The organism is Bacillus pretiosus (assembly GCF_051294775.1).
GTDB lineage: Bacteria > Bacillota > Bacilli > Bacillales > Bacillaceae_G > Bacillus_A > Bacillus_A wiedmannii.
Window position 1 is genome coordinate 1 of sequence record NZ_JBPPHF010000291.1, and the last position, 297, is coordinate 297.

1 pseudogene is annotated in these 297 nt (G+C 30.0%); it reads right to left on the reverse strand.

From position 1 onward, the window contains the following. A pseudogene (locus tag ACSG5Z_RS30925) lies at window positions 1-262 on the reverse strand (hypothetical protein); the annotation flags it as partial. Window positions 263-297 lie beyond the last annotated feature (35 nt).

The window sequence follows — 297 nt, forward strand, 5'->3', positions numbered from 1 at the left end:
GAATAATCCTTCGCTTTAATGAGTTTGTTTTTATATTTTCATTAGGATGTAGCGTTTCTAAATCAATATGCGTCATAACATCATTCGTAAATGAATCAACATTTATCAATGGAAGCTTTTCATGTTTTTAATCGATACTTTCCATATAAAGTGCTTAACAATGATCACATTCATAAAGGTGTTCTTCCATAGATTCACGTTCATTGCTTTCTATTAAATCTAAAGTATAATTGCGCCTATCTTCTTTTGAATAATGCGTCATAGAAACTCTTCCTCCTTCCAATGTTTTTTAATCCA